Genomic DNA, 19,187 nt, shown 5'->3' with positions numbered 1-19,187 from the left:
CCGCTCGGAACCGGGCGTCATTTGTCCTGGAGCAGATATGTTTGCCGCTGCCGTAGGCACGAAGGCCACAGAACAGGCAGACCCCGCCACGGCGGGCGTTGACAGCCCAGGCGAAGCGGACTGTAGTTCTGCGAAGCAACCACTGCCCCGAGCCTCGAAAAAGGCCGCTCACTTCACCGGATTGTCGCCCAGCGACGCCACAGTCTTCAGCGCGCCGTCGAGCATGTCGCCCTTCTCGTCCTTCAGCGCCGCTTCGCGCAGGCGCCGGATCCAGTCTGCGGCGTCCGGGCGGCCCTTGAGCTGGTCGAGCGCCGACAGCACCCGGTCGAATTTCGACTGGGCGCGGGCGTGGGTGTCGCTGTAGCCCTTGATCAGCCGGCGGCAGTTGAGGATCTCCGTGCCAAGCGCGTAGTCCTGGCCGACTTGGCCCAGCGCCAGCGCATACCAGCGCTCGATATGCGCGGTCTCGGCCTTGTGGCGCAGCAGCCGGCGACGCCAGCGGCGCAAGCCGGCGATGAACCACAAAGCGGCGAAGCCGGCGAAACTGTCGGTGCGGATGTGGCGGCCGCGGTTGATGCGGCGGTCGAGGAAGGCGGCGAGCTTCGGCCGGCTTTCGATGTAGCTGCCGAGCCCGGCCGGCAGCGTGCCGCAGAATTCCTCGATGCGCGGATGGAAATATTCGGTCACCTGCAGGACCGAGCCGTCCCTGACGCCGACCTCGCGGCGTACGCGTCGGTCGCGGCTCGAGCGCGTCTTCAGGTCGGCGACGCGGATCATGTCGTCGTAGCACATGGCGTTGGCCAGATGCTTGGCGGCGGCGATCGACAGCGCGTAGGCGTGTTCGGCATTGTCCAGAGCGACGGCCCGGTCGAGCCTATCGAGATACTCGCCGCCATAAGCAACGTCCTGATAGTCAACCACTTTTTTCAGGCCGCGAAGCGCCATGTCGCGGACCGGAGCCGGCAAAGCATCGACCCGGGCGGCCAGCGATTGCCAGCCTTTTAACAGGCTTTCCGGACCGCTGACTTTTGTCGTCGCGGCTAAGCCGGTTTCGGCGGCCGCCGGCCCTGCAGTCTTGTCGCCCGAAGGCGCACTCGCGATGCCGCGCGCCCGATCGTAGGCGGCGCCGAAGGCGGCTAGGCTGGCCTTGACGCCGCGGCCGCCGGCGCCGATCGCCTGCTCGTAGCTCTCGCGTGTAAACGGCAAGGCGTCGGAGCCGGCCAGCGCGCCGAGCAGGCTGGCCGAGATCATCGAGCCATTGTCGGCGGCGATCCTCTCCATATCGAAGGCGATGAAGCGCTTGGCCGCGGCTTCCGCCGTGGCATGCACCTTCGAGGACGAGGCGCGGCCGTCGCCGGGCTCGATCTTCTCCGAGACCGCGGCGATGCGGTGCGACGAGGCGATCAGCGTCGTGCGCTCGGGCGTGACGAAGCCGCGGATGATGGCGCGGCCGGCCTCCATCAGTTCGGCCGCAATCAGGATGTCGACGTCGCCCTGCGACGGCGACAGCGCGAAGACCGGCAGGCGGCCGGTGTCGCGGCACATTTCGACATAATAGATGGTGGCGCCGGTGCGCTGGGCGACGCCGGCGACCGAGGTCGATTGCGCGACGTAGCCGTTGCGCTCGGCGACGTCGGTGATCCAGTCGGCCAGCACGCCGCCGCCCTGGCCGCCGACCGCCAGCACGGCAAGCTTGATGACGCGCTCGTCTTCGGGGGCGCCGGCTTTCGAGCGCGATGAGGGCACGGCGTCAAGCATCGGCGAATGTCAGGCGCCGGTTTTCACGGCGCCGCTGCAAGAGACCGATCATGGCGCGACGCGCGGCTTCAAGGAAACGGTCCCAGCGGCTCGGATTGTGGACGACATCGGCGCGGTAGAAGGACGGGCAGAGCACCGCCGCATCGGCGACCTCGCCGCAATTGCCGCAACCGACGCAGCTTTGGTCGATATGCGCCACCGGATCGTCGCGCAACGGATCGTCGAGCGACTTCACCGAAAGCGACGGACAGCCGGACAGCCGCATGCAGGCATGGTCGCCGGTGCAGATATCTTCGTCGACACCGAATTTCGGCTTGACTATGCGCGTCCCGCCCTTGATCGCCTTGTCGACCAGCGGCTTTTCGCGGCGCTGCCGGTTGAGCATGCATTCGGACGACGCGACAATGACTTTCGGGCCCTTCTCGTCCGTCGTCAGCGCCTCGCGCAGCGTGTCTTGCATTCTGGTTACGTCGTAGGTGCGGTCGATGTGGCGCAGCCATTTGACGCCCATGCCCTTCACCGCCTCGGTGATCGGGTGCTTGGTCGACTTGGTCTTGTTGCCGGCGCGGGACGACAGGATGTCCTGCCCTCCGGTCGCGGCCGAATAGAAATTGTCGACGATGACGATGACGCCGTCATTCTTGTTGAACACGGCATTGCCGACCGAGGAGGTCAGGCCGTTGTGCCAGAAGCCGCCGTCGCCGACGAAGGAGATCGAGCGGCGCTTGGCATCGGGCGAATTGAACGCCGAAGCCGAGGCCGGCCCCAGCCCGTAGCCCATGGTAGTGGCACCTAGCTCGAAAGGCGGCATGATCGAGAACAGATGGCAGCCAATGTCGGAGGCGATGTGGTGCTTGCCCAGCTCCTGCTCGACCAGCTTGGTGGCGGCGAAGATCGGCCGCTCCGGGCAGCCGACGCAGAAGCCGGGCGGCCGGCCCGGGACGACGTTGATCAGGTCGGCGGTGTCGAGCCCGTCGCCGATCTTGTTCGGCGCGCGGACCTCGCTTGGCAGCAGATGCGGGATGGTGGCGCGCAGGAACGATCCGATGCCGTCGAGCATCACCTGGCCGGTATATTCGCCGGCCATCGGCAGATGCTCCTTGCCGACGAGCCTGGTGCCGCGGCCGGCCTTGTGCAGCATCGCGGCAAAGGCCTGCTCGATGTAGTTGGGCTGGCCTTCCTCGACGACGAGGACGGCGTCCTTGCCTTCGCAGAAGGACAGGAATTCGTCGTCGACCAAGGGATAGACGGCGTTGAGCACATAGAGCGGCACGTCGGTATCGCCATAAGTGTCGGCGAGGCCGAGCCGCTGCAGCGCCCGGATGACCGAATTGTACATGCCGCCCTGCATGACGATGCCGACCGAGCCGTGCTCCGGGCCGAAGAACTCGTTGATCTTGTTGGTGCGGATGAAATCCACCGCCGCCGGCCAGCGTTTCTGCACCTTTTCCTTCTCGTGCAGGAACGACGCGGGCGGCAGCACGATGCGGCCGGTGTCGCGGCGCGGCGCCTCGAGCGCATCGGCCACAGTCATTGCCGGGCGCTTGTTGTCCTTGGCGATGAAATGGCCGTGGACATGGCAGCAGCGAATACGGACCTGCAGCATGACCGGCGTGTTGGAAACCTCGGACAGCTCGAAGCCGTCCTCCACCGCCTTGACGATCGACGGCAGGTTCGGTCGCGGGTCGAGCAGCCAGACCTGGCTCTTCATGGCAAAGGCGTGGCTGCGCTCCTGCATGATCGAGGAGCCTTCGCCGTAATCCTCGCCGACGATAATCAATGCACCGCCGGTGACGCCGCCGGAAGCGAGATTGGCGAGCGCGTCGGAGGCGACATTGGTGCCGACCGTCGACTTGAAGGTCGCCGCGCCGCGGATAGGATAATGCACGGATGCCGCAAGCATAGCGGTGGCGGTCGCCTCCGAGGCGCTCGCCTCGAAATGCACGCCGAGCTCGCCCAGGATATCCTGCGCGTCGGCCAGCACGTCCATCAAATGGCTGATCGGCGCGCCCTGATAGCCGCCGACATAGCCTACGCCGCATTGCAGCAGCGCCTTGGTGATGGCGAGAATGCCTTCGCCGGAAAACTCCTCGCCGGCGCCGAGCCTGAGCTTTTCGACTTCCTTGGCAAAAGACCGTTCGGCCATTTTGGGCTCCTTCCGTTACCGCCCCGATGGCGGCGCGTAAGATCAGATGTCGTGCTTGCGAATGTTCTTCAGCATCTTCTGCAATGTCGCGATCAGCGCCGCGTATTCGGCATCGTCGACATCGTCGAACATTGCCTCGAAAGCGTCGTGCATGGCCGGCCAGGCGCGCGCGAACTCGGCGCGGCCATCGTCGGTCAGGAACACATGGCGGATACGGCTGTCGGTGACCCCCTGCTCGCGCCGCACAAACCCTTGCGCCTCCAGCGTGTCGAGCGTGCGGCTCAAGGTCGACTGCTCGATGACGGTATAGACCGAGAGATCGTTGACGGTGACGCCATCGGTGACCGACAACACAGCCAGCGTGCGCACCTGCGGAATGGTCAGACCCTGCTTGCGGAAATTGTCACGCAAGGTGGCGTTGTAGCGGCCCATGATACGGTTCATCAGATAGGGCGCGAATTGCTGCAGGCCGATCTGGCCCAAAGTCGAGATGCGCTGGCGCTTTTCAACCTTCTGTTCCATCACAGCCTCCCCGCCAGGAGAAAGCCGGAGCCGCCGCCCAAGCCAGCACCCGGATGGGTCGAGGCACCGATGTGGTAGAGACCCCTGACCCCGGTGGCGTGATTGCGGCTCGTCTTGAACGGCCGCCACAGAAACGACTGGTCGATAGCCGAGGAACCGCCATAGGGGTCGCCGCCGACCAGATTGATGTTCATCGCTTCCAGGTCGGCCGGCGAACAGGCGCGGCGTGCGATGACGCTGTCCTTGAACCCATCGATATGGCTGGCAAGGATCGCTTCGGCACGGTCGGCATAGGCTTCGCGCAGCGCCTCGGTCCAGCGACCGTCTGCCGGTGTTTGCAGTTTGCCGGCGGCATCGCCCTTGATATGCCGTGGCGCCTCGGGCAGTTGCAGCCACAGGACCGCCTTGCCGTCCGGGCAGCGCGATGGGTCGAGCGCGTGCGGCTGGCCGATGCACATGGTCGGCACCTCCGGCAGCATGCCGCGCACGGCTTCGTTGCAGGCCTTCGAGACGCCGTCGAGCCCCGGCGTCAGATGCAGCAGCGCGACCTTGTCCAGGCCCTCGCCGCGCCATGCCGGCGGCTTGTCCAAGGCATAGTGGATCTGGAAATTGCCCTTGCCGTAGCGGTATTTTTGCGCTGCCTCGACGTCTGCTTTCGGCGCCGCGTCGCCGAGCAGCCGCTCGTAGAGCTGGGTCGGCGTGACCGAGCAGATGACGCTCTTGTTCACGTTGATCGTTTCGCCCGAAGCCAGCCGCACGCCGGCGGCGCGGCCTCCGCTTTGGACAATAGCCGCGACGTCGGCGCCGGTGCGGATTTCGCCGCCACGTTCCCTGATCAGGGCCTCGAAGGCGGCCAGCAGATTCCTGGCACCGCCCTTGACGATCGGCGCGCCGGCCGCCTCAAGCGCGAAGGCGATGACCTTGGCGATCTGGCCGGAGAACGCGTCCTCAGGCCCGAGGCCGGCATGCAGCACCCAGGGCGCCCACAGCGCGCGCATGGTTTCCGACTGATAGGTGCTTTCCAGCCAACCGCGCGCCGGCACCAGCGCGCTGCCGAGAAAGGCGGCAAGGCCACGCGGGCCGCGCCGCCAGGCTTCACCCGCCAGCAGCCTGGCCGTCGGGTAGGACCACAGGCTGCCACCGAGCAGTCCGAACAGCAGACCGGCGTTGCGCTCGATCTCGCCGACATCGTTTGCGTGCCGGTCGCCGTCGCCCGCGGCAAGCGCATTGATCGCCGCTACATTGGCGGTACGATCGGTGCGCAGGACGGCATGGCTGCCGTCCGGGCGCAGCACACCGGTCGGCGTGGAGGTGTTGCAAAACTCCAGGCCGTGCCGCGCCAGATCCTTGCCCAGCGCCGCATAGGCCGGCGAGGTGATGAACAGGACAAAGGTCGTCGCCATCACGTCGTGGATGAAGCCGGGCGCGGTGATTTCTTCGGTGCGCATGCAGCCGCCGATGCGGTCGTTGCGCTCGAGCACCAGCACCTTCGCCCCCTTGCCGCCAAGCATCGCCGAGCAGACCAGCGCGTTGATGCCGCTGCCGACGACGATGTGATCGGGAGCGCTCATCGATGCGTGCTCCTAGCAGAGATTGGCGCTCTACGGCGCCGTAGAGCCGCAGCTTTGCAAGGCTGCCGCTCCCACTCCGTCACCACAGTGCCACTTCCGCACATGATCTTCTCCCGAAGACCGCAGCTACCCTATTGCCTTGGCACCAACGCCAACGCGCGGATCGGGCTGCCGGTGCCGTGCTCGATCTTGAGCGGCGCCGCGATCAGGATCGCGCCTTTCGGCGGCAGCCGGTCGAGGTTGCAAAGGCTGGCGAGACCGTAGCGGTTAGCCTTGTGCATCAGGCTATGCGCCGGGAACGGCGGCTCCATTCCCCCTGCTTTTCCAGCATCCGTGCCGATCGTCTCGCTGCCCCAGCCCTTGATGTCCTTGCTAATCAGATACTGGATGGCTTCGGCGGTCGGGCCAGGCGTGTGCGGTCCGGTCTCATTGGCGTTGAGGAACTCGGCTTCCGAGCCGTTGCGCTTATACCAGTCGGTGCGCATCACCACCCACTCGCCGGGGTTGATAGCGCCATGTTCGGCTTCCCATGCCTTGATGTGATCGACGGTGAGCAGGAAATCGTGATCGGCTGCCGCTTGCTTGGAACAGTCGATGACGTTGACGGGTCCGACGAAGTTCTGCGCCGGAATGGTGTCGGTGGCGCCGTCCGGATAATCCTTGCCGGTGATCCAGTGGTTGGGCGCGTCGAAATGCGTGCCCGAATGCTCCCCGAGCTTGAGCCAGTTCCACGCCCACCACGGACCGTTCTTGTCATAGGCGGAGATGGCGTGGATCTCGATCTTCGGCGTGTCGACCGCCAGTTCCGGCGGCAGCTTGATCAGCGGTGTGTCGGGCCCGAGCGGCGCCGTCAGGTCGACCACCTGAATGGCGCCTGAAAGCAGCTGGCCGGCGACTTCGCCTAAAAGTTGTTGTGTGTCCATGGTCTCTGTTCCCTCTTTCTCGATGGTGCTGAAGGCTCTCGCGGCCCTTAATATCCTACTAGACGAAAACATATGCATCTGCAATTATCTTTAAGCATAAAGGAAATGGGACGGGGCGTGAGCGAGTTCGACGCCATATTTGTCGGGGCAGGCCACAACAGTCTGGCATGCGCCGCGCATCTGGCGCTCAAAGGCTGGAAAACCGCAGTTTTCGAGCGTAATGCAACGATCGGCGGCGCCGTTCAGACGCGCGAATTGACGCTTCCGGGCTTCCGGCACGATTTCGGCGCGATGAATCTCAGCCTGTTCGCCGGCCCGGCCTTTCACAAGAAATATGCAAATGAATTGAAAACCCACGGGCTGGAATTCGTGCCGGTGGCCGACTGTTTTGCCAGCGCCTTCCCCGACGGTCGCTGGTTCGGCGTCAGCAGCGACCTGGAAGTGACCGCCTCGCGCATGGCCGCTTTTTCCGACGCCGACGCACAGACATGGCGCCGTCTGGTTGCGGCATTCCCGGCGGAGGCCGAGCATCTGTTCCGGCTGCTGGGCTCGCCGATGAGCGGCCGTGCGCTCGCCGGCACCGCCTGGAACCTCTGGCGCAAGAAGGGTTTTGCCGGCGCGCTCGATACAGGTCGGTTGCTGCTTTCGTCACCCCGCGCCTGGCTCGAGGATACTTTCGAGTCACCGCATGTCAGGGCGACGCTGGCCACCTGGGGCATGCATCTCGATTTCGCGCCTGACATCGCCGGCGGCGCGGTGTTCCCTTACCTCGAATCCATGGCCAACCAGTGCTTCGGCATGGTGCTCGGCAGAGGCGGCGCCGACACGATTATCCGCGCTTTGTCGGGCATGCTCACGGCCGCCGGCGGCAAGATCGTCACTGGGGCTGATGTCGCCGAGATCACGGTTTCGGCCGGCAAAGCGACCGGCGTGCGGCTCACTTCCGGCGAGACCCACACCGCCACCAAGGCCGTCATCGCCGGTGTCGCGCCCAAGGCGCTGACCGGGAAACTGTTGCCTAACGGATCCGGCGACACCGGCTTCGACACGGCCGTGAAAAAATTCCGCCACGCGCCGGGGACGTTGATGATCCATCTGGCGCTCGACGACCTGCCGGACTGGCGCGCCGGTGCCGAGCTTCGGCAGTTCGCCTATGTGCATCTGTCGCCGTCGCTCGATGCCATGTCCTGGACCTATCAGCAGGCGATGTCAGGGGTGCTGCCGGACGAACCGGTGCTGGTCGTCGGCCAGCCGACGGCCGTCGATCCCTCGCGCGCGCCGGACGGCAAGCACGTACTTTGGGTGCAGGTGCGCATGCTGCCAGCCGAGATTGCAGGCGATGCGGCGGGCACGATCGCGGTGGCTCACTGGGACGAGGCTAGGGAGCACTACGCCGAGCGCGTCCTCGACATTATCGAGCGCTATGCGCCCGGCCTTCGTCGGAAGATCCTCGGCCGCGCCGTGTTCTCGCCCATCGACCTCGAACGCGAGAACCCGAACCTTGTCGGCGGCGACCAGATCTGCGGCAGCCATCATCTGGCGCAGAATTTCCTGTTCCGGCCGGCGCGCGGTTACGCTGGCTGGAACACGCCGGTCGGCAATCTGCACCTGACCGGGGCGGCAACATGGCCCGGCGCCGGCACCGGGGCGGCGTCGGGCTTCATGCTCGCGCAACAACTTGGCGGGAGGTAGGCTCCATTTTTCATCTAGGGTGAAGGAGGACAAGGCGCGGTTGCCCAAGGAGCCTGAACCCACCGATTGACAACGACACCGCGCATAAAAGCAACAGGGGAACGACCATGACAATCAACAGACGAGAATTGCTCGGATATGGCGCGGCCGCACTTGGCGCCACGGCGCTCGGCCTGCCGCAAATCGCCAGGGCTGCCGGCGAACTGACCATCGCTTACAATGTCAATTTGCCGTCCTGGGACCCGACCACCGGGCCTTCAGCGGTCAACCCGACCATCCAGGGTGTGTACCAGTCGGTGTTCGACCAGTTCATCCCGCAGAAGCCGGATCTTTCTTTCGCGCCCGGCCTGCTCACCGAATGGGGCTGGAACGAGGGTCGCAGCAAGATCATGATGACGGTGCGCGAGGGCGTCACCTGGCATGACGGCTCGCCATTCACGGCCGAAGACGTGGTCTGGTCGCTGCAGCGGGCGGGCGATGAAAAAACCGGCAACCCGATCCAGTTCGTCTGGAAGAACGTCAACAACTTCAAGATCGACGGCGACAAGATCACCGGCGACGTCGTGCAATTCGACCCGGTGTATTTCAAGTGGATGTCGTTCCTGACCGGCTACATCATGCCGAAGGCCTATTACGAAAAGGTCGGCGCCGAGGGTTTTGAGAAAGCCCCGATCGGCACCGGGCCCTACATGGTCGACAAATTCGAGCGCAACGCCTTCCTGCGGCTCAAGGCCAACCCGAACTACTGGGGCAGCAAGCCGGCCTTCGAGAACGTAACCATCAAGTTCGTTACCGATGCGGCGAGCCGCGTCGCCGAGATCGAGTCCGGTTCCTCGCAGGTGACCCTCGAGGTCCCCTATGAGGAATATGACCGCCTGATCGCCAAGGATGGACTTGCCGGCTCATGCAAGAACGTTTCCGACATCGGCATGATCTTCTTCAACGACATCGACGTGATGCTGGACAAGAACGTGCGCCAGGCGGCGGTGATGGCGGTCGACAAAAAGCTTTTGGTCGACCGGCTGCTGCGCGGTTACGGCCAGCCCATCGATACGCTGGAGACGCCGGAATACGCGGCCTACGATGCGTCGATCAAGGTGGAGCACAATCCGGACAAGGCCAAGGAACTGCTGGCCGCCTCCGGCTATTCGCCGGAAAAGCCGGTCAAGTTCACGATACAGACGACGAAGGGCTTCAAGCCCAAGGATTACGAGATGATCCAGGCGATCGTCGGCATGTGGCGCAAGGTCGGCATCGAGGCGACGATCGAGGTCTACGAGATCGCCAAGCACTACGAGCTGCGCGCCGCCGACAAGCTGGCGCCGGCGGCCTTCTACAATTGGGGCAATGCCATCGGCGATCCCACCACGTCGACCGGCTTTGCCATGTATGGCCCGAGCCCGCATTCGGTGTGGGACAGCCAGGACCTGATCGACATGATCAACCCGCTATGGGGCGAGAAGGACGAGGCCAAGCGCATTGCCGGCTGGAAGGCCGTCGACAAATATATCGCCGAACAGGCCTATGTGCTGCCGCTGATCCAGTATGCGCAGCCGATCGTGCATGCCAAGGGCGTCAATGTGGTGCAGCATGTGTCCGGCGCGCTGTTGCCGGCGCTGATGAGCCCGGCCTGAGATCAGCCCAGGACTAACGCGCGCCGTCTGCAACCACGGCGCGCCTTTTCCGCCAGGCATACAGGCGACCATGCTGCTGCAAAGATTCCTGATCCGTCTTCTGACCATGGCGATCACGCTGTTCGGCGTGGCGATCGTCGTCTTCATCGTCATCCGTGTCGCGCCGGGCGACCCGATCGCGATGATGCTGCCGCCCGGCGCGACCGATGCCGACATCGCGCGGTTGCGCGCGCTTTACGGGCTGGACAAGACCATCGTCCAGCAATTCTTCATCTGGCTGGCCGGTGTCGTCAGGGGCGATTTCGGCACGTCGATCTCACTGCGGCAGGACGTGCTTGGGCTGGTCTTCAATCGCCTCCCGGCGACGCTGGAACTCGCCATCGTCGCGCTTGTAATGGCACTGGCGATCGGCGGCACGACGGCGATCCTCGGCGCGCGCGAACGCGGCACCGCGGTCGAAGCCGGCATCGACATTGCCAGCGGTGCGGCACTCTCGATTCCCGATTTCCTGTGGGGCCTGGTGCTGATCCTGCTGTTTGGCGTGCTGGTGCCCATCTTCGACATTTCTGGCCGGGTCTCGCCGCAGCTCGACCTGCCCTTCGCCACGCAATTCTATCTGTTCGAAAGCATCGTACGGCTGCGCTTCGACCTGACCAGGGACCTGCTGGCACACATGCTGATGCCGGCGATTGCGCTGGCGCTGCCACTGGCCGCGATCATCTCGCAGCTGCTGAAACAGTCGCTGAAGGAAGTGCTCGACCTCGACTACGTCGTGCTGGCGCGGGTAAAGGGCTTTTCGGAAACGCAGGTCATCCTGCGCGAGGCGCTCAAGAACGCGGCCCTGCCGACGCTGACGCTGGTCGGCGTGCAGTTCACCTTCCTCATCGGCGGCACGGTCATCGTCGAACGACTGTTTTCCTATGAGGGTCTCGGCAACATGGCGATCGATGCCGTCATCAACCGCGACCTGCCGCTGATCCAGGGCATCGTGCTGGTCTTCGCGCTGTTGTTCGTGCTGATCAACCTCAGCGTGGACATGATGTATGCGCTGCTTAATCCGAGGCTGCGCCATGGATGAGGCCCGCATTTCAAGACATGGCTCGCGGGCACGCCTGTGGCTGGCCGGGGGCTGGCTGCTGATTGCGCTGCTGGCCGCGATTTTTGCGCCGTTGGTCGCGCCGCAGGACCCACTGGCGCAGGATTTGATGCTGGAGCGGCTGCCGCCGTTCTGGCTGAGCGGTGCTGAGCCCGGCTACTGGCTCGGCACCGACAGCCTCGGCCGCGATCTTCTGTCACGGCTGATTTTCGGTGCCCGCATCGCCTTCATCGTCGCCTTCGCGGCAGCCCTTGCCGCCTGCCTGGTCGGCTCGACGCTCGGCCTGATCGCCGGCTATTTCGGCGGCTGGGCCGACCGCATCATCTCGCGTATCGTCGATGTCTGGATGGCGTTTCCGCCTGTGCTGTTTGCCATCCTTCTGGTCGCCGTGCTCGGCACCGGCTTGAGCTCGGTCATCATCGCCATCGCCGTCATCGACTGGACGCGCTTCTGCCGGGTGATCCGCGCCGAGACGTTGGGCCAGTCGCGCATGGACTATGTCGAGAACGCCCGCATCGCCGGCTACGGCCGCATCGGCATCATGCTGCGCGAAGTGCTGCCCAATGTGGTGCCGTCGATCGTCGCGCTGCTGTCGCTGGAGATGGGCATTGCCGTCATCGTCGAGGCGATCCTGTCCTTCGTCAATCTGTCGATCTCGACCGACGACCCAACCTGGGGCGGCATCATCGCCGAGGGCCGTCTGTCGATCCATCAGGCCTGGTGGGTGCTGGTGTTCCCGCTGGTCACGCTGATCCTGACGGTGCTGTCGTTCAGCCAGTTCGGCGAAGGTCTCAGGGCACGTTTCGATCCGGTGCTGCGATGAACGCGCTGGCGAAACCCTGCCTTGACATACGCAGCCTTAGCGCGGTGCTGCCTAATGGCTCGCGCGTGCTGCGCTCGGTGTCGCTCGCCGTCGAGCCCGGCGAGGTGCGCGCGCTGGTCGGCGAGAGCGGCGCCGGCAAGACGATGATCGGCAAGGCGGTGCTTGGCGTGCTGCCCTCGAGCGTGCGCATCGTCGAAGGCGATATGTTGCTCGAGGGCGAGGACCTCGGCAAGCTGCAGCCAAAGGCAAGGCGCACGCTGATCGGCGCGCGCACCGCGCTGATCCCGCAAGACCCGCTGACCGCGCTCAACCCGTCACGGCGAATCGGCCCGCAGATGACCGACCGGCTGGTGCGCATCCTCGGCTGGAGCGGTGAGAAGGCCGATACACGCATTCGCCAATTGCTGGACGAGGTGCAGATCCGCGACCCCGAGCGTGTCCTCAAATGCTATCCGCACGAGCTGTCCGGCGGCATGCGCCAGCGCGTGCTGATCGCCGCGGCGTTTGCGGCCGAACCAAGGCTGATCGTCGCCGACGAGCCGACCACGGCGCTCGACGTGACCGTGCAGAAGCAGATCCTGCGGCTGATCGCGCAGCTGCAGCGCGAGCACGGCACGGCAATCCTGTTCGTCACCCATGATCTCGGCGTCGTCGCCAAGATCAGCCAGAAGGTGTCGGTGCTCTATGCCGGCAAGGTGGTCGAGGAGGCCGAAACGGCCGCTCTCTTCGCCGCCCCGCAGCACCCCTACACACGAGCTCTGATGGCCGCGACGCCACGCTACACGGACCCCTTCGCCTCGCTGAAGCCGGTGGACGAGGCGGTGCTGGCCGGGCTTGCTTCGGAGATCGCCGCCGCCGATCAGGCCTGGAGGCGCCCGCATGGCTGAGCCGCTGTTTTCCGTGCGTGGGCTGAAGGTCGCGCTGCCCGACATGACGCGCAAGCCGCTGATCGGCCGCGCGCCCTTGGCCGAGATCCTGAAATGGCTGGATTTCGACCTGCCAAAGGGATCGGTGACCGGCATCGTCGGCGAATCCGGCTCCGGCAAATCGACGCTTGGCCGCGCCTTAGTGCGGCTTCTGGAGCCGAGCGCCGGCAAGGTCATCTTCGACGGCCGCGACATCACACACCTGCCTGAGGCCGAGCTCCGGCCGCTGCGCCGCAATCTGCAGATGATCTTCCAGGATCCGATGTCGTCGCTCAACCCGCGCCGCACCATCTTCAGCATCATCGCAGCACCGCTCAAGCAGAACGGGCTTGGCGACAATCTCAGGGATCGTGTCGCGGAGGCGTTGCAGCGCGTCGGCCTGCCGCAAGGCTTCGCCAGCCGCTATCGTCATGAATTGTCGGGCGGCCAGCGCCAGCGCGTCGGCATTGCCCGAGCGCTGGCGCTGTCGCCGAAATTCGTGCTGGCCGACGAGATCGTCTCCGGCCTCGACGTGTCGACCCAGGCGCAGATCCTGACGCTGCTGGAAAAGCTTGCAGCGGAGATGGGCCTGACCGTTGCCTTCATCAGCCATGACCTGTCGGTGATCCGGCGGCTCTGCCGGCAAGTGATCGTCATGCGCGAAGGCGCGATCGTCGAAGCCAGTGCGACGGATACTTTGTTCGAGCAGCCGCAGCAGGCTTACACGCGCGACCTGCTCGCCGCCATTCCGCTGCCCGAGATCGATGACGCCTGGCTGCTTCCCGCCGCAAAGGCGCTGGCATGAACACATTCCTATTCGCACGCCGAAGAGCGGGCCTCGGACGTGCGCCGACAAGTCAGCTCGCGAAACGGAGGAGAACTGGAATGAAATACGCAATCAGAAACACGATGCTTGCGGCCGCTCTAGTCGGCTCGATGGGAGCAGCCTCGGCTGATTCGATACCCGGCATGCGAGGCCACGACCACACCGGCGTCACCGTCCCCGACATGGAGCAGGCGGTCGATTTCTTCACCGAGGTGGTTGGCTGCAAGAAGGCGATGTCGTTCGGCCCGTTCGCCGACGACAAGGGCACATTCATGCAGGATCTGCTGGGCGTCGATCCCAAGGCGGTGATTGAGGAGATCACCCTGGTCCGCTGCGGACACGGGTCGAACATCGAGCTGTTCAAATACACCGCGCCGGACCAGAAGGACTTGACGCCTCGCAACAGCGACATAGGCGGCTTCCATATCGCCTTCTATGTCGACGACATCGCCGCCGCAAACGCCTATCTTGACGGCAAGGGCGTCAAGACGCGGATGGGGCCGCTGCCGGTTACCGAAGGCCCGGCCGCCGGCCAAACCATCCTCTACTTCCAGGCGCCCTGAGGCTTGCAGTTGGAAGCGATCAGCTATCCCAATGGCATGGCCTATGAAAAAGATGCGGAGACAGTGCTGTGGAGCCCGAAGAACCCGGAAAAATAGCCCGGGGCGTCCCTGGCCTGCGCAAGCCGACTGCCGGCAAGCTGGGTTTCTGGGGCGGATTGTTTCAATCCTGAAACTTCAAGCTTGAATTAATCCGCCTCAGGCGTAAACTCGACAAACAGAAGCGAAGAGGAGATCGCACGATGAAAGTTGCGGTTCTCGGCGGCGGACCAGCCGGGCTCTACTTTGCAATCTCGCTGAAGCTCAGGGATGCCGCGCATGAGGTCACGGTGTTCGAGCGCAACCGTGCCGATGACACGTTTGGCTGGGGCGTCGTGCTGTCGGCCGAAACGCTGGAGAACCTGACCAAAAACGACCCGGTCAGCGCCGTCTGGATCCGCAAGCATTTCGCCTATTGGGACGATATCGCCGTCATCCATGACGGCGTGCGCACGGTCTCGACCGGTCACGGCTTTTGCGGCATTGGCCGCAAGCGGCTGCTCACATTGCTGCAGCGGCGCGCGCGCGAACTCGGCGTCAAGCTGGTCTTCGAAACCGACATCGCCGATCCCAAGCCATATATGGAGACGCACGACCTGGTTGTCGCCGCCGACGGGTTGAACTCGAAAGCGCGGAGCACCTTCGTCGACGTGTTCAAGCCCGATATCGACATTCGTAGATGCAAGTTCGTCTGGCTCGGCACCCACCAGAAATTCGACGACGCCTTCACCTTCATCTTCGAAAAGACCGAGCATGGCTGGGTGTGGGCGCATGCCTACCAGTTCGACAGCGATACCGCGACCTTCATCGTCGAATGCAGCGAGCAGACCTGGCAGCGCTTCGGCTTCGGCGCGATGTCGCAGCAGGAATCGATTGCCGTCTGCGAGCGCATCTTTGCCCGTCATCTCGGCGGCCACGCGCTGATGACCAACGCCAATCATATCCGCGGCTCGGCGTGGATCAATTTCCCGCGCGTCTTGTGCGAACGCTGGTCCTACAAGAACCTGGCGCTGATGGGCGACGCGGCGGCGAGCGCGCATTTCTCGATCGGTTCCGGCACCAAGCTGGCGCTGGAAAGCGCGGTGGCGCTGGCCGACTATGTCGAGTCCGAGCCAGACCTCGAGGCCGCCTTTAGCAAATATGAGGACGCCCGCCGCACCGAAGTGCTGAAGCTGCAGTCGGCGGCGCGCAATTCGCTCGAATGGTTCGAGGAGGTCGAGCGCTATCTCGGCCTCGATCCGGTGCAGTTCAACTATTCGCTGCTGACGCGTTCGCAACGCATCAGTCACGAAAATTTGCGGCTGCGCGATGCCGAATGGCTGGCCGGCGCCGAGGAGTGGTTCCAGCGCCAGGCCGGCGCCGGGGGCAACAATCTGCGTCGCGCGCCGATGTTCGCGCCGTTCCGGCTGCGCGGCATGGCGCTGCAGAACCGCGTCGTCGTCTCGCCGATGGCGCAGTACAAGGCGGTCGACGGCTGTCCGACCGATTGGCATTTCGCCCATTACGCCGAACGGGCCAAGGGCGGCGCCGGTCTCCTCTACATCGAGATGACGTGCGTCAGCGCGGAGGGCCGCATCACGCCTGGCTGCCCCGGTTTCTATGCGCCCGAGCATGAGGTCGCCTGGAAGCGGCTGGTCGAGTTCGTCCATGCCGAAACCGAGGCCAAGATCTGCGCCCAGATCGGCCATTCCGGTGCAAAGGGGTCGACCAGGCTCGGCTGGCAGGGAACCGACGTGCCGCTGCCCTCAGGCAATTGGCCCGTCATGGCAGCGTCTTCCGTGCCGTGGTCGCGGGAAAACCAGGTGCCGAAGGCGATGGACCGCGCCGACATGGATATGGTGCGCGGCCAGTTTGTCGCTTCGGCCGAGATGGCGGCGCGCTGCGGCTTCGACATGCTCGAAATCCACGCCGCGCACGGCTATCTCCTGTCCTCCTTCATCACGCCCTTGACCAACCGGCGCACCGACTCCTATGGCGGCTCGCTGGAAAACCGCATGCGCTACCCCTTGGAAATCTTTCATGCGGTGCGCGCCGCGTGGCCGGCCGAGAAGCCGATCTCGATGCGCATCTCCGCCAATGACTGGCTGGGCATCGAAGGCGTGACGCCGGCCGATGCCGTAGAGATCGCGCGGCTGCTGCATGAGGCCGGCGTAGACATCTGCGACGTATCGGCCGGCCAGACGTCGGCCGTGGCAAGACCGGTCTATGGCCGCATGTTCCAGACGCCGTTTTCCGATCGCATCCGCAACGAGGTCGGCATGGCGACGATGGCGGTCGGCAATATCTATGAGCCGGACCACGTCAACTCGATCCTGATGGCGGGCCGCGCCGATCTCGTCGCGCTGGCTAGGCCGCATCTTGCCGATCCGTATTGGACGCTGCACGCAGCTGTCACGCTTGGCGATCGCGGCGTCAAATGGCCGGATCCCTATCTGCCCGGCCGCGACCAGCTCTACCGGGTGGCCGAACGCGAAGCGGCAGCGGGGTTGAAAGTATGAGTGCCGCGGTGACGATTTCGCGGCGTCATGCGCTGGTCACCGGCGGCGGCTCCGGCGTCGGCCGCGCGATCGCGCTGGCGCTGGCCGGCGCGGGCGTTGACGTGACCATCTGCGGCCGGCGCGTGGAGCCGCTTGCCGAGGTCGCCGCGGAGAACAAGTCCATCTTCGCCATTGCCGCCGACGTCACCGACGAGACGTCGATGGCGTCGCTCTACGAGGCCGCGGAAGCGGCACGCGGAGCGTTCGACATCGTCGTTGCCAATGCCGGCATGTCCGGCAGTGCCCCGGCGCAGCGGACCTCGCTGGCAGACTGGCAGCGCACGCTCGACGTCAACTTGACCGGTGCGTTCCTGACGGTGAAGCCGGCGTTGGCCGGCATGGCAGTGCGCAAGACTGGCCGTATCATCTTCGTCGCTTCCACCGCCGGACTGAAAGGCTATCCCTATGTCGCAGCTTACGTTGCCGCCAAGCATGGCGTCGTCGGCCTGATGCGGGCACTCGCCGTCGAGACCGCCAAGTCCGGCATAACAGTGAATGCCGTGTGCCCAGGGTTTGTCGAAACCGAGATGCTGGAGAGCACCGTCCAACGCATCGTCCAAACGACCGGCCGTTCGTCCGAGCAGGCACGGACGAGCCTAGCCGCGACCAACCCGCAAGGCCGCTTCATCCAGCCGGAAGAAATTGCGGCCGCGGTACTTTATCTGTGTGGCGACGCCGCCCGGTCGATTACCGGGCAGACGATTTCGATCTCCGGAGGTGAGACATGGTAGCCGGTCCCCTGCCCGCCCCGTCCGGACCCGGCAAGGACCGCCTGCGGCTGTGGATACGCCTGCTGCGCGCCTCGCGCACCATCGAGGCCGAGCTGCGCGAACGACTGCGGCAAGAGTTCAACACAACGCTGCCACGCTTCGACGTGATGGCCGCGCTCTACCGCGCGCCGGAGGGCATGCTGATGAGCGATCTTTCGCGCTTCCTGCTGGTGTCCAACGGCAATGTCACCGGCATCATCGACCGGCTGGTCTCGGAAGGGTTGGTGATGCGGGCCCGACGCAATGGCGACCGCCGCACCTCGATGGTGCGGCTGACAGAAGAGGGATCGAAGATTTTCGCCGTGATCGCCGCCGCGCATGAGAAATGGGTCGGCGAGTTGCTGGGCAATGTGAGCGAGGATGAGGCGCGCCGGCTGACCGGCATGCTGACCTCCTTCCGCAGCAATTGGGAGGGACGGGAATGACGAAGCTGGCCGGCCGCAAGCCGAAGCATTTCCTCTGGCAGGTCGAAGGCAAGATCGCAAAGATCCGGCTCGATCGACCGGAGCGCAAGAACCCGCTGACCTTCGACAGCTATGCCGAATTGCGCGACATATTTCGCGACCTTGTCTACGCCGATGATGTCGATGCTGTGGTGGTCCTGCCCAATGGCGGCAATTTCTGCTCGGGCGGCGATGTCCACGAAATCATCGGCCCACTGGTCAAGATGGACATGAAGGCGCTGCTCGCCTTCACCCGCATGACGGGCGATTTCGTCAAGGCGATGCTGAATTGCGGCAAGCCGATTATTGCGGCGGTCGATGGCGTGGCGGTCGGCGCCGGCGCGATTATCGCCATGGCCTCCGATATCCGCATCGCCACGCCCCAGGCCAAGACAGCATTCCTGTTCACCCGCGTAGGCCTTGCCGGCTGCGACATGGGCGCCTGCGCGATCCTGCCGCGCATCATTGGCCAGGGCCGCGCCGCCGAGCTGCTCTATACCGGCCGCACGATGAGTGCCGAGGAAGGCGAGCGCTGGGGCTTCTACAACCGGCTGGTCGATACCGCAACGCTTGAGGCCGACGCGCTCGACATGGCCGCGCGCATCGTTTCCGGCCCGACCTTCGCCCATGGCATGACCAAGACGCAGCTGAACCAGGAATGGTCGATGGGTCTCGACCAGGCGATCGAAGCGGAAGCACAGGCGCAGGCGATCTGCATGCAGACCCGCGATTTCGAGCGGGCGTACACGGCTTTCGTGGCTAAGGAGAAGCCGGTGTTCGAGGGAAATTGAGATGATCGCTTCCACGCTGGCGGGACAGCACCCCCCTCTGGCCTGCCGGCCATCTCCCCCTCAAGAGGGTGTTTGGACCGGAGACATCGCGAACAGGTGTGCGAGGACATCGCGAACAGTTTGGCGCGCTTTGCGCCGGGAGGTTCGGGAT

General features: G+C 64.7%; 15 protein-coding genes and 1 pseudogene. 11 read left to right on the top strand and 5 right to left on the bottom strand.

What is annotated here, in order from left to right:
- Window positions 1–168: 168 nt before the first annotated feature.
- The 5 genes from NKH90_RS09900 to NKH90_RS09880 all read right to left on the bottom strand — a co-directional run bounded on the left by NKH90_RS09900 (window position 169) and on the right by NKH90_RS09880 (window position 6,920).
- Complete coding sequence (locus NKH90_RS09900) at window positions 169–1,758, bottom strand: indolepyruvate oxidoreductase subunit beta family protein (protein WP_352819185.1); 1,590 nt, start codon at window positions 1,756–1,758, stop codon at window positions 169–171.
- On the bottom strand, window positions 1,751–3,904 hold the full coding sequence (locus NKH90_RS09895) for a thiamine pyrophosphate-dependent enzyme (RefSeq protein ID WP_352613854.1): 2,154 nt from the start codon (window positions 3,902–3,904) through the stop codon (window positions 1,751–1,753). Before NKH90_RS09895 ends, NKH90_RS09900 begins: the two co-directional genes overlap by 8 nt.
- 42 nt (window positions 3,905–3,946) lie before the next feature.
- Window positions 3,947–4,426, bottom strand: a complete 480-nt coding sequence (locus tag NKH90_RS09890) for a MarR family winged helix-turn-helix transcriptional regulator (RefSeq protein WP_352819183.1) — start codon at window positions 4,424–4,426, stop codon at window positions 3,947–3,949.
- Complete coding sequence (locus NKH90_RS09885; RefSeq protein ID WP_352813730.1) at window positions 4,426–5,997, bottom strand: phytoene desaturase family protein; 1,572 nt, start codon at window positions 5,995–5,997, stop codon at window positions 4,426–4,428. The genes NKH90_RS09890 and NKH90_RS09885 overlap by 1 nt, the downstream gene beginning before the upstream one ends.
- Before the next feature lie 131 nt (window positions 5,998–6,128).
- Window positions 6,129–6,920 carry a cyclase family protein gene (locus NKH90_RS09880; protein ID WP_352540480.1) on the bottom strand — a complete coding sequence of 264 codons (792 nt, stop codon included), beginning with the start codon at window positions 6,918–6,920 and terminating at the stop codon, window positions 6,129–6,131.
- Between the two features lie 117 nt (window positions 6,921–7,037).
- Between NKH90_RS09880 and NKH90_RS09875 the strand changes: the two genes are divergently transcribed.
- The 11 genes and pseudogenes from NKH90_RS09875 to NKH90_RS09825 all read left to right on the top strand — a co-directional run bounded on the left by NKH90_RS09875 (window position 7,038) and on the right by NKH90_RS09825 (window position 19,036).
- On the top strand, window positions 7,038–8,612 hold the full coding sequence (locus NKH90_RS09875; RefSeq protein WP_352819181.1) for a phytoene desaturase family protein: 1,575 nt from the start codon (window positions 7,038–7,040) through the stop codon (window positions 8,610–8,612).
- A gap of 107 nt (window positions 8,613–8,719) precedes the next feature.
- Entirely contained in the window at window positions 8,720–10,246 is a 1,527-nt protein-coding gene (locus NKH90_RS09870; RefSeq protein WP_352819179.1) for an ABC transporter substrate-binding protein, read from the top strand.
- A 70-nt stretch (window positions 10,247–10,316) separates the two neighbouring features.
- Window positions 10,317–11,324: an ABC transporter permease gene (locus NKH90_RS09865; RefSeq protein WP_352819177.1), complete on the top strand. Its 1,008-nt coding sequence runs from the start codon at window positions 10,317–10,319 to the stop codon at window positions 11,322–11,324.
- Window positions 11,317–12,165, top strand: coding sequence for an ABC transporter permease (locus NKH90_RS09860; RefSeq protein ID WP_352681309.1), 849 nt, complete (start codon window positions 11,317–11,319; stop codon window positions 12,163–12,165). Before NKH90_RS09865 ends, NKH90_RS09860 begins: the two co-directional genes overlap by 8 nt.
- Window positions 12,162–13,052, top strand: coding sequence for an ABC transporter ATP-binding protein (locus NKH90_RS09855; RefSeq protein WP_352819174.1), 891 nt, complete (start codon window positions 12,162–12,164; stop codon window positions 13,050–13,052). The genes NKH90_RS09860 and NKH90_RS09855 overlap by 4 nt, the downstream gene beginning before the upstream one ends.
- Complete coding sequence (locus NKH90_RS09850; protein ID WP_352819172.1) at window positions 13,045–13,875, top strand: ATP-binding cassette domain-containing protein; 831 nt, start codon at window positions 13,045–13,047, stop codon at window positions 13,873–13,875. The genes NKH90_RS09855 and NKH90_RS09850 overlap by 8 nt, the downstream gene beginning before the upstream one ends.
- Window positions 13,876–13,955: 80 nt before the next feature.
- Window positions 13,956–14,555: pseudogene (locus tag NKH90_RS09845) on the top strand (VOC family protein).
- Window positions 14,556–14,698: 143 nt separating this feature from the next.
- On the top strand, window positions 14,699–16,993 hold the full coding sequence (locus NKH90_RS09840; protein WP_352681315.1) for a bifunctional salicylyl-CoA 5-hydroxylase/oxidoreductase: 2,295 nt from the start codon (window positions 14,699–14,701) through the stop codon (window positions 16,991–16,993).
- On the top strand, window positions 16,990–17,763 hold the full coding sequence (locus NKH90_RS09835; RefSeq protein WP_352470008.1) for an SDR family NAD(P)-dependent oxidoreductase: 774 nt from the start codon (window positions 16,990–16,992) through the stop codon (window positions 17,761–17,763). Before NKH90_RS09840 ends, NKH90_RS09835 begins: the two co-directional genes overlap by 4 nt.
- Window positions 17,757–18,227 (top strand): MarR family winged helix-turn-helix transcriptional regulator, encoded by a 471-nt coding sequence (locus NKH90_RS09830; protein WP_023676834.1) that lies wholly within the window; start codon window positions 17,757–17,759, stop codon window positions 18,225–18,227. The genes NKH90_RS09835 and NKH90_RS09830 overlap by 7 nt, the downstream gene beginning before the upstream one ends.
- A complete protein-coding gene (locus NKH90_RS09825) occupies window positions 18,224–19,036 on the top strand; it encodes an enoyl-CoA hydratase family protein (protein ID WP_023676833.1) in 813 nt (270 codons plus the stop codon). The genes NKH90_RS09830 and NKH90_RS09825 overlap by 4 nt, the downstream gene beginning before the upstream one ends.
- The last annotated feature ends 151 nt before the right edge of the window (window positions 19,037–19,187 follow it).

The organism is Mesorhizobium sp. M0898 (assembly GCF_040319695.1).
GTDB lineage: Bacteria > Pseudomonadota > Alphaproteobacteria > Rhizobiales > Rhizobiaceae > Mesorhizobium.
Note: the sequence above shows the minus strand (reverse complement) of the source record. Positions and strands in the feature narration are given on the sequence as shown.